This is a genomic window from Stenotrophomonas sp. GD03777, from assembly GCF_029842485.1.
Lineage (GTDB): Bacteria > Pseudomonadota > Gammaproteobacteria > Xanthomonadales > Xanthomonadaceae > Stenotrophomonas > Stenotrophomonas sepilia.
Window position 1 is genome coordinate 36,989 of the sequence record NZ_JAOCGL010000020.1, and the last position, 9,555, is coordinate 46,543.

Here is a 9,555-nt window from a genome sequence, read left to right on the forward strand (position 1 = left end):
TCGGAAGGCATGCGCGTCCGGGCATGCGGCTGGGCTTCAAACCCAGTAGGGGGCGTCGATCGTTCCCTGGTAGGTTCGACTCCTGCTGCCTTCCGCCATTGGTGTTTCCGCAGGAGATGTCGGCATGGCCACGCACGCGCAGTCCCCCGCCCCTTCAACGGCCGATTCCCCGCAACGACTGACTTCGCTGGCACACGGCGGCGGCTGCGGCTGCAAGATCGCGCCGGGCGTGCTGTCCGAACTGCTGCGCGGCGTGCCAGCGCTTCCGGCACCGGCCGAACTGCTGGTCGGCCGCGAGACCAGCGACGACGCCGCGGTGTACCGCCTCGATGACCGCCAGGCAATCGTCGCCACCACCGATTTCTTCATGCCGATTGTCGACGACCCGTTCGACTTCGGCCGCATCGCCGCCACCAACGCGCTGTCGGACCTGTACGCGATGGGGGCACGACCATTGTTCGCGCTGGCCATCGTCGGCATGCCGATCAACACGCTGCCGCAGGAGACCATCCGCGGCATCCTGCAGGGCGGCGAGCGTGCCTGCGCCGATGCCGGCATCGTGGTCGCTGGAGGCCACAGCATCGATTCGGTGGAACCCATCTATGGCCTGGCCGCGATCGGCGTGCTCGACCCGCAGCGGCTCAGGCGCAATGCCGATGCCCGCGCCGGCGATGTGCTGGTGCTGGGCAAGCCGTTGGGCGTGGGCGTGTATTCGTCGGCGCTGAAGAAAGAAGTGCTGGACGCCGACGGCTACCAGCAGATGATCGCGTCGACCACCCGCCTGAACACCGTGGGCGTGGCCCTGGCCGCGCTGGACGGTGTGCACGCGATGACCGATGTCACCGGTTTCGGCCTGCTCGGCCACCTGCTGGAAGTGTGTCGCGCCAGTGGTGTCGCTGCGGAGGTGGACAGCGCACAGGTGCCGCTGCTGCCTCAGGCCCTGGAGCTGCTGCAGCGCGGCTGCTTGACCGGCGCGTCCAACCGCAACTGGGCCTCGTATGGTGCGGAGGTGCGTTTCGCCGATGGGTTGCCGGCACACTGGCAGCCGCTGCTGACCGACCCACAGACCAGCGGTGGGCTGCTGGTGTCCTGCGCCCCGGAAGCGGTGGACGCGGTGCTGGCCTGCTTCCACGACGCAGGGTTCGGCCAGGCAGCCGTCGTGGGGCGATTGAGCGCGGGCCTGCCGGGTGTCAGCGTCCGCTGAGACGCTGTAATGAGAAGGGCGCCCGAAGGCGCCCCGGCTGTAATGCTGGATGCAACATCACTCGATGTTCTGCACCTGTTCGCGGATCTGGTCGATCAGCACCTTCAGCTCCACCGCGGCATTGGACGTACGGCTGTCCACCGACTTCGAGCCCAGCGTATTGGCTTCGCGGTTGAACTCCTGCAGCAGGAAGTCCAGGCGGCGGCCGACCGGCTCGCGCTGCCTGAGCACGCGGCGGATCTCGACAATGTGGCTGCCGAGGCGATCCAGCTCCTCATCCACGTCCAGCTTCTGCAGCCACAGCACCAGTTCCTGCTCGGCGCGGCCGGGGTCGACCGGGTGCGGCAGGTCGGCCAGGCGTGCAGCCAGCTTGGCGCGCTGGCCGTCGCGAATGGCCGGAATCAAGGTGCGCACTTCGGTGGCGATGCGTTCGATGCCGTCCACGCGCTCACTGATGGCCGCCGACAACTTGCCGCCTTCGCGTTCACGCGCCTCGACGAAGCCGTCCAGCACCTGGTCCAGCAGGGCCAGTGCCTCGGCCTGCAGGGCCGCGGCATCGGTGGCCTCGCCACGGGTCACGCCGGGCAGCTGCAGCAGCTCGGTGAAGCTGACCTGCAGGTTGGGGAAATCGGAGGTCAACCGGTGCGCCAGGCGGCCGAGCTGGCCCAGCAGGGCCTCGTCCACCTGCAGGTTGGCCGCTGCTTCCGGCGCACGCAACCGCATCACCAGATCCAGCTTGCCGCGGCTCAGGCGCGCGGCGATGCGCTCGCGCAGCTGCGGTTCCAGCGCCCGCAGTTCCTCGGGCAGGCGGGTGCCGACCTCCAGGAAGCGGTGGTTGACCGAGCGCAGCTCGCAGCCCAGCGTGCCCCACGGGGTGACCCGCTCGCCGCCGGCATAGGCGGTCATGCTTCGAATCATGGAATGTGTCCGGTGCGTGCAAAGGGGGAATGGTACCCTAGCGCCCTCACCAGAGCCCCCTTGCCCGCACCGTGAAGGCCGCGGGCGTGGCGGCGTACTCCCTCGCCATTACGGAACCCGCACCATGTCCGATTCCCGCCCCAGCGGCCGCCAGCCCGACCAGCTCCGCCCGGTCGTCATCCAACGCGGCTTCACCCGCCACGCCGAAGGGTCGGTGCTGGTGTGCTTCGGTGAAACCCGCGTGCTGTGCACCGCCAGCGTCGAGAACCGCGTGCCGGGCTTCCTGCGCGGCAAGGGCGAAGGCTGGGTCACCGCCGAGTACGGCATGTTGCCGCGCGCCACCCATACCCGCAGTGATCGCGAAGCGGCCCGCGGCAAGCAGGGCGGCCGCACGCTGGAGATCCAGCGCCTGATCGGCCGCAGCCTGCGTGCCTGCGTGGACCGCAACGCGCTGGGCGAGCGCACCATCACCCTGGACTGCGACGTGCTGCAGGCCGACGGTGGCACCCGCACCGCCGCCATCACCGGCGCCTACGTGGCCCTGGTCGATGCAGTGAACGTGCTGATCAAGCGCGGCGACATCAAGCGCAACCCGATCCTGGGCGCAGTGGCGGCGGTGTCGGTGGGCGTGTACCGCGGCACCCCGGTGCTGGACCTGGACTACGCCGAAGACAGCGACTGCGACACCGACATGAACGTGGTGATGAACGACGGCGGCGGCTTCATCGAGCTGCAGGGCACCGCCGAAGGCCACGCCTTCCGTCGCGATGAACTGGACGCGCTGCTGGGCCTGGCCGAAAAGGGCGTGGCCGAGCTGCTGGCCGCGCAGCAGGCGGCGCTGTCGGCATGAACCGGCGCCTTGCCCTGACCACCCTGGTGGTGGCCGACTATGACGAAGCCATTGCCTGGTACACCGCCAAGCTCGGCTTCGCGCTGCTGGAGGACATCGACCAGGGCCACAAGCGCTGGGTGGTGGTCGGCCCGACCGACGGCAGCGCCGCCGCCCTGCTGCTGGCCCGTGCCAGCGACGAGGCGCAGCGCAGCCGCATCGGCAACCAGACCGGTGGCCGCGTCGCCTTCTTCCTCAACACCGACGACTTCCACCGCGACCACGCGGCGATGCTTGCCGCGGGAGTCGAATTCCTGGAAGCGCCGCGCGAAGAACCCTATGCAACGGTCGCGGTGTTCCGCGATCTGTATGGCAACACCTGGGACCTGCTGGAGCCCCGTCAATGAAGAAACTGGTACTGGCCAGCCACAACGCCGGCAAGCTGGTGGAGATGCAGGAGATCCTCGCCGGCCTGCCGCTGCAGATCACCTCGGCCGCCGAACTGGGCCTGGGCGACGTGGAAGAGACCGGCCTGACCTTCGTCGAGAATGCGCTGCTGAAGGCACGCGCGGCCTGCGAAGCGACCGGCCTGCCGGCACTGGCCGATGATTCGGGCCTGATCGTCGACGCACTCGGCGGCGCGCCCGGCCTGTACAGCGCGCGCTATGCCGGCCACCCGACCAACGCCGCGGCCAACAACGCCAAGCTGCTGGACGCGATGGCCGACATTCCCGACGGCCAGCGCAGCGCCCGCTTCTATGCGGTGATCGTGCTGCTGCGCCACGCCACCGACCCGCAGCCGTTGATCTGTGAAGGCCGCTGGGAAGGACAGATCATCCGCGAGCTGCGTGGCACGAATGGTTTTGGCTACAACCCGGTATTCCTGGACACCACCCACGGCCTGACCGCCGCGGAAATGGAGCCGGCACTGAAGAATGCCATCAGCCACCGTGCCATTGCCCTGCACCAGCTCAAGCAGCAGCTGGCGACGCTGTACTGACGCCACCCGATCGAACCAGGGAAGCCGGCCAGTGGCCGGCACTACCGAACAAGCCCATGCCGCACGACCACGACCACTGCAACCACCTGCCGGGCGAAGCCTGCTCCGCTGACCACGACAGCCCGCCGCGACTGGTGCCACCACCGCTGTCGCTGTACGTGCACCTGCCGTGGTGCGTGCGCAAATGCCCCTACTGCGATTTCAATTCGCACCAGGCCAAGGGCGAGCTGCCGTTCGATGGCTACATCGATGCGCTTCTGCGCGATCTCGACCAGGACCTGCCGCTGGTCTGGGGCCGGGTGGTGCACAGCGTGTTCTTCGGCGGCGGCACCCCCAGCCTGTTCCCGCCGGAAGCAATCGACCGTTTCCTGCAGCAGGCCAGCGCACGCCTGCGCTTCGCGCCCAATGCCGAAATCACCCTGGAAACCAACCCGGGCACCGCCGAGCATGGCCGCTTCGACCGCTACCGCGCGGCCGGCGTGAACCGCCTCAGCTTCGGCATCCAGAGTTTCGACGACTCCATGCTCAAGCGCCTGGGCCGCATCCACGACAGTGGCGAAGCCGAGCGCGCGGTGAAGATGGCGCAGGACGCGGGCTACGACAACTTCAACATCGACCTGATGTACGCGCTGCCGGAACAGACCCTGGCCGGTGCCGAGGCCGATCTGGAACGTGCATTTGCACTGCAACCAGCCCATATCTCGCACTACCAGCTGACCCTGGAACCGAATACGGTGTTCTTCGCGCGGCCGCCGCAGGGCATTCCCGATGAAGACAATGCCTGGGACATGCAGGAGCACTGCCAGGCGCTGCTGGCGCAGGCCGGTTTCAGCCAGTACGAAGTCAGCGCCTACGCACGCCCTGGCCGCCAGAGTGCGCACAACCTGAACTACTGGCGCTTCGGTGACTATCTGGGCATCGGCGCTGGCGCGCACGGCAAGATCAGCTCCGGTGCCGAGGAACACGTGCTGCGCCGCTGGAAACTGAAGCACCCGCAGGCCTACCTAGACAGCGCGGGCACCCCGGCCTCGTTCGGTGGTGACGACGTGATCGCGCCGGAGCGGCTGCCGTTCGAGTACATGCTCAACCTGCTGCGCCTGCACGAAGGTTTCGGCCTGCGCGATTTCGAGTCGCGCACCGGGCTGCCGCGCAGCGTGCTGGATGCGCCCCTGGCCGAGGCCGTGCAGCGCGGCTGGCTGGATGTGGCGGACGGCCACGTAAAGCCAACCGAGCTGGGCCGTCGATTCACCAACGATGTGGTCAGCCTGTTCCTGGAGGAATAGACCTTCCCGCCGTAGCGGGTAGTGCCGGCCGCTGGTCGGCACTCCGGTGGAGACAGCGCTGCCGGCCCGCGACCGGCACCACCGTTCATCCGTCGCCCCTCCCCAGCGGACGCGAGACACGTTCACCCTAAAGTAGCGCCGACTGCGGCCGACACGGTAGATTCACAAGATCGATCCGCGGGAATCCGGGTACCGCTCGCCGATGTCAGCTGTCTTTTCCATTACCTCTGCCGACAAAGCCCGCCTGGCCGCCAGCGACCTGCCACCGCGGGTGCGTGAGCTGCTGGGCGCGTTGATCGGCCTGTGCCGGCAAACGCTGGCCGCGCCGCTGATCCTGACCGTCGAAGCGTTGGAGCAGACGCTGCTGCACGACGCGGATCGCGCGCGCAATCCGCAGCTGCAGGCGGAGCTGATGGCCCAGCGCGGCCAGTTGCATGCCTTTTCCGGTCATTTCGCTGACCGCATGCTTGATGCCGTGGCCGATGCGCTGATACGGCTGCGCGAACCCACGGCCCACTTCAACCCAGGTTCCACGCCGCCGCCGCTGCCCGGCATGCTCGGGCTGTCGCTGGTCGATGAACATGAAGTGGACCGCGACCTGCTGCTGACCGAGATGGTGCGGCGGGAGACGCTGCGTTCGACCAACACGCTGAACCTGCTGGGCCAACGCCTGGGCGTACTGGCGGCGGCACCGGCCTTCGAGGCCGACACCCTGCCGCTGGCACCACAGGCACTGTGCGCCATGCTGCGCCGGATTGCCGAACAGGATTCGCTCACTGTCGACGTTCAGCTGGCGCTGTACCGCAGCTTCGAACGCCAGGTGCTGGAACGCCTGGGCGACATCCTCGACCGTGCCAATGCCCTGTTGGCCCAGCATGGCGTGCTGCCCGGCCTGGTCTACACCCCCTATCTGGCGCGTTCATCGAGCACCCGGCGGATCATCACCCAGTCGGTGGGCGGTGGTCGCGCCACGCAGCCGGCAAAGCGTGCCGCCGCGCCACTGACCGGCTGGAACGGATCGGCACCGGCCGGCTCCTGGTCGAGCCTGGTGCAGGACGCTTTCCAGGATGACAGCACGGCCGGCGCGGCCTTGCCGGGCTTGACCACCTCCACGGGCAGCGCGCTGCATGCGCTGCTGCAGCAGGCACGCCATGCCAGCGCAGCACCTGCGGATCGCGATGCAGTGCCGAGCGCGGCCGTGGATGCGGTCCTCGCACGCTTGCAGGCGCAGTCCAGCGCCGCCACCGGCGTAGCCGACCTGCAGGCAGCCGTGGTGGCGCAACTGCGCAGCGAGCATGGCACGCAGGCCCAGCTGGGCAGCCACGACCGCGACAGCCTCGACCTGCTGCGCATGCTGATGCAGCAGGTGCAGCAGCAGCAGCGTCCGGACCCGGTGCCGGCCGCCCTGCTGGCGCGCCTGCAGGTGCCGCTGGCACGTGCGGCAATGGCCGACCCCGGCTTCTTCGTGCGCGACGAGCACCCCGCGCGCGAACTGCTCAACCAGATTGCCGAAGTCGGCGCCAACTGGCTGGCCGACGATGATGTCGACCCGCAGTTGCTGCAGCGCATGGCACAGAGCGTGCAGGGCCTGCTGGGCCAGGATGCGCGGGCGCCGGAGGCCTTCGCCAGCGCGAACGAGGACGTGCAGCAGCATCAGCGTGCCGCAGCGCATCGCGCCGAGCTGGCCGAGCGCCGCCATGTGGAAGCTGCACGCGGCAAGGAGCGGCTGGAACTCGCGCGGCGACAGGCCAGTGCACAGATCGACCAGTGCTGCGACGCGCAGGAGCCGCCCCGCTTCGTGCAGACCCTGCTGCGTCAGGCCTGGGCCGATGCCCTCACCCTGACCCGCCTGCGCCACGGCGACGATTCACCGCAGTGGCAGGAACGCCTGCAGCAGACCCAACGCATCGCCGCCATCACCGCGCAACCCGTTGATGCACCCGGCGGCACCGATGCAACGCTTGCTGCCGAGGTCGAGGCCGCCCTGCTGCAGGTCGGCTACCACGCCGAGGAAGCCGCCGCCGTCGCACGCAGGCTGGCCACGCCTGGCGGCGAGGACGAGAGCACCTCGCGTACCGAACTCAGTGCCCGCCTGAAGGCACGCGCGCGCCTGGGCGAGCACGCCGGTACGGCCGCCGGCACGACGCCGGCCACACCGCGCAGCAGTGCCGAGGAAGCCGCTTACCAGCAGCTGTCCTCCCTGCCCTTCGGCAGCTGGTTCGACATCGATACCGGCGATGGCACACTGCGCCGCCAGCGCCTGTCCTGGTACAGCCTGCTGACCGGCCACGCCCTGCTGGTCAATCCGCGCGGGCAGAAGATCGCCGATACCGACCTGGATACGCTGGCCCGGCAGATCAGTGCCGGCCAGGCGCAGCTGGTCACTGAGGACAAGGCCCGGCTGGTTGACCGTGCCTGGGAGGCCAGCCTTGGCGCATTGCGTGCACTGGCGGCCGGCCATACGCAGGAGACTTCCGCATGATCACCCAACCGCCGCAGGATACCCGCCGCGCGCCGCGCCGCCAGGTCTCGGACCTGGTACCGGTCACCGACCAGATGCGCGAAAGCGTGGTCGGCCGGCTCGGCAATATCTCCGAAACCGGCATGCTGATGCTGGCCAGCGCACCGTTGCGCGAGGATGCGCTGTACCAGTTGCGCTTCCCCTTGCCGCTGGGCGATGGCCGCCACCAGGACATCGACGTGGGCGTGCACCTGCTGTGGAGCGAACCCGCACACGCCCCCGGACAGAGCTGGACCGGCTTCCGCTTCCTCACCCTGTCGCGCGAGCATCGGCAGCTGCTGCGCCAGTGGGTGGGCGAAGACAGCGACGAGGGGCCGGTTTCGACGGCCTGAGTGCCGGTTCCAGCACAGCGGTTTTTCCCGCTATGCGGCAGAATCTAGGGCCGTTTTCCGTGTCGAGCCACCGCAATGATCCAGCAAGACCCCGGCGCCCTGTATCCCGACCACCTGGCCGTGCTGTGCCGACGTGCCGAACAGGCGCTGGCCCGCGGCGGCTTCGACCACCTGGTGGTGCCCAGCGGCACTCTGCACTACCAGGTGTTCGATGATCGCGACTACCCGTACGCGGTCAATCCGCAGTTCAAGGCCTGGCTGCCGCTGACCCGCGTGCCCAACAGCTGGATCGTGTTCAGCCCCGGCAAGCGCCCGGCGGTGATCTTCCACCAGCCCTTCGACTACTGGCACGTGGTGCCGGATGCCCCCAGCGGCTGGTGGGTGGATCACTTCGACATCCACATCATCCGCAAGCCGGAAGACGCGCTGGCGCTGCTGCCGGCCGATCCATCGCGCTGCGCGATCCTCGGCGAGCCGCAGAGCGCGCTGGGCAACTACGTACCGAACAACCCGGCGCCGGTGGTGAACTACCTGGAATGGCACCGCGGCAGCAAGACACCGTATGAGATCGCACTGATGCGCCAGGCCCAGGTGCTGGGCGTGCGCGGCCACCGCGCTGCGGAGGCCGCATTCCGCAATGGCGCCGACGAGTTCAGCATCCACATGGCGTACTGCCAGGCAGTCGGCCAGGATGCCAATGAGCTGCCGTACGGCAACATCGTGGCGCTGAATGAACATGCCGCTGTGCTGCATTACACCGAGCTGGGCCGCAAGGCACCGCAGCCGCTGCGCAGCTTCCTGATCGATGCCGGCGCCAGTGCCCACGGCTACGCCAGCGACATCACCCGTACCTACGCCGCGCAGAGCCACGACGAGTTTGCGGCGATGATCGCCGCCGTCGACGCCGCCCAGCAGCGGATGTGCGCAGCGGTGCGCCCGGGCTGCGACTACAAGCAGCTGCACGTGGACGCACATCTTTCGCTGATGGGCGTACTGAAGGACTTCGGCGTGATCAAGGTCTCGCCGCAGACCGCGCTGGAGACCGGCGTCAGCGCCGCGTTCTTCCCGCATGGTATCGGCCACCTGATCGGCCTGCAGGTGCACGACGTGGCCGGTTTCGCGGCCAGCGACGAAGGCGGCCGCATCGAGCGCCCGGCGGGCCACCCGTACCTGCGCCTGACCCGCGTGCTGGAACCGGGCATGGTGGTGACCATCGAACCGGGCCTGTACTTCATCGACATGCTGTTGAACGAAGTGAAGGACGCCGGCCACGGCGATGCGATCAACTGGGACCGCGTGGACTTCTTCCGTCCGTATGGCGGCATCCGCATCGAAGACGAAGTGCTGTGCACTGATGGCGAGGCGGACAACCTGACGCGGCCGGCGTTTGCGGCGGCGAACGGCTGAGCCCCTCGTGGTTTGACGCTTGGAGCAAAAGCCGCGCTTGGTGGGGCGGGTGGGCCATGCA

General features: G+C 68.5%; 9 protein-coding genes and 1 tRNA gene. 9 read left to right on the forward strand and 1 reads right to left on the reverse strand.

Going from position 1 to position 9,555, the window contains the following annotated elements:
* Positions 1-2: 2 nt before the first annotated feature.
* A tRNA-Sec gene (locus tag N5E02_RS07085) sits at positions 3-98 on the forward strand.
* A gap of 26 nt (positions 99-124) precedes the next feature.
* On the forward strand, positions 125-1,204 hold the full coding sequence (selD, locus tag N5E02_RS07090; RefSeq protein WP_164230427.1) for a selenide, water dikinase SelD: 1,080 nt from the start codon (positions 125-127) through the stop codon (positions 1,202-1,204).
* A 57-nt stretch (positions 1,205-1,261) separates the two neighbouring features.
* Here the strand turns inward: selD and N5E02_RS07095 are convergent, their stop codons facing one another.
* Positions 1,262-2,122, reverse strand: coding sequence for a YicC/YloC family endoribonuclease (locus N5E02_RS07095; protein ID WP_005418965.1), 861 nt, complete (start codon positions 2,120-2,122; stop codon positions 1,262-1,264).
* A gap of 124 nt (positions 2,123-2,246) precedes the next feature.
* Between N5E02_RS07095 and rph the strand changes: the two genes are divergently transcribed.
* The 7 genes from rph to pepQ all read left to right on the forward strand — a co-directional run bounded on the left by rph (position 2,247) and on the right by pepQ (position 9,494).
* The gene (gene rph, locus N5E02_RS07100; RefSeq protein WP_053461298.1) at positions 2,247-2,972 is read left to right on the forward strand and encodes a ribonuclease PH; all 726 of its coding nucleotides are present in this window, start codon (positions 2,247-2,249) and stop codon (positions 2,970-2,972) included.
* On the forward strand, positions 2,969-3,358 hold the full coding sequence (locus N5E02_RS07105) for a VOC family protein (protein ID WP_065185328.1): 390 nt from the start codon (positions 2,969-2,971) through the stop codon (positions 3,356-3,358). Before rph ends, N5E02_RS07105 begins: the two co-directional genes overlap by 4 nt.
* The gene (gene rdgB / locus N5E02_RS07110) at positions 3,355-3,951 is read left to right on the forward strand and encodes an RdgB/HAM1 family non-canonical purine NTP pyrophosphatase (RefSeq protein WP_164230429.1); all 597 of its coding nucleotides are present in this window, start codon (positions 3,355-3,357) and stop codon (positions 3,949-3,951) included. The genes N5E02_RS07105 and rdgB overlap by 4 nt, the downstream gene beginning before the upstream one ends.
* 56 nt (positions 3,952-4,007) lie before the next feature.
* Complete coding sequence (gene hemW, locus N5E02_RS07115; protein WP_164230431.1) at positions 4,008-5,234, forward strand: radical SAM family heme chaperone HemW; 1,227 nt, start codon at positions 4,008-4,010, stop codon at positions 5,232-5,234.
* A gap of 202 nt (positions 5,235-5,436) precedes the next feature.
* Positions 5,437-7,716: a DUF1631 family protein gene (locus N5E02_RS07120; RefSeq protein ID WP_164230433.1), complete on the forward strand. Its 2,280-nt coding sequence runs from the start codon at positions 5,437-5,439 to the stop codon at positions 7,714-7,716.
* Positions 7,713-8,087, forward strand: a complete 375-nt coding sequence (locus N5E02_RS07125) for a PilZ domain-containing protein (RefSeq protein WP_005418979.1) — start codon at positions 7,713-7,715, stop codon at positions 8,085-8,087. Before N5E02_RS07120 ends, N5E02_RS07125 begins: the two co-directional genes overlap by 4 nt.
* A gap of 75 nt (positions 8,088-8,162) precedes the next feature.
* Positions 8,163-9,494, forward strand: a complete 1,332-nt coding sequence (pepQ, locus tag N5E02_RS07130; RefSeq protein ID WP_065185332.1) for a Xaa-Pro dipeptidase — start codon at positions 8,163-8,165, stop codon at positions 9,492-9,494.
* The last annotated feature ends 61 nt before the right edge of the window (positions 9,495-9,555 follow it).

Bases quoted from the DNA above. Each gene is read 5' to 3' on its own strand.
- selD (WP_164230427.1), top strand. From the start codon at position 125: ATGGCCACGCACGCGCAGTCCCCCGCCCCTTCAACGGCCGATTCCCCG.
- N5E02_RS07095 (WP_005418965.1), bottom strand. From the start codon at position 2,122: ATGATTCGAAGCATGACCGCCTATGCCGGCGGCGAGCGGGTCACCCCG.
- rph (WP_053461298.1), top strand. From the start codon at position 2,247: ATGTCCGATTCCCGCCCCAGCGGCCGCCAGCCCGACCAGCTCCGCCCG.
- N5E02_RS07105 (WP_065185328.1), top strand. From the start codon at position 2,969: ATGAACCGGCGCCTTGCCCTGACCACCCTGGTGGTGGCCGACTATGAC.
- rdgB (WP_164230429.1), top strand. From the start codon at position 3,355: ATGAAGAAACTGGTACTGGCCAGCCACAACGCCGGCAAGCTGGTGGAG.
- hemW (WP_164230431.1), top strand. From the start codon at position 4,008: ATGCCGCACGACCACGACCACTGCAACCACCTGCCGGGCGAAGCCTGC.
- N5E02_RS07120 (WP_164230433.1), top strand. From the start codon at position 5,437: ATGTCAGCTGTCTTTTCCATTACCTCTGCCGACAAAGCCCGCCTGGCC.
- N5E02_RS07125 (WP_005418979.1), top strand. From the start codon at position 7,713: ATGATCACCCAACCGCCGCAGGATACCCGCCGCGCGCCGCGCCGCCAG.
- pepQ (WP_065185332.1), top strand. From the start codon at position 8,163: ATGATCCAGCAAGACCCCGGCGCCCTGTATCCCGACCACCTGGCCGTG.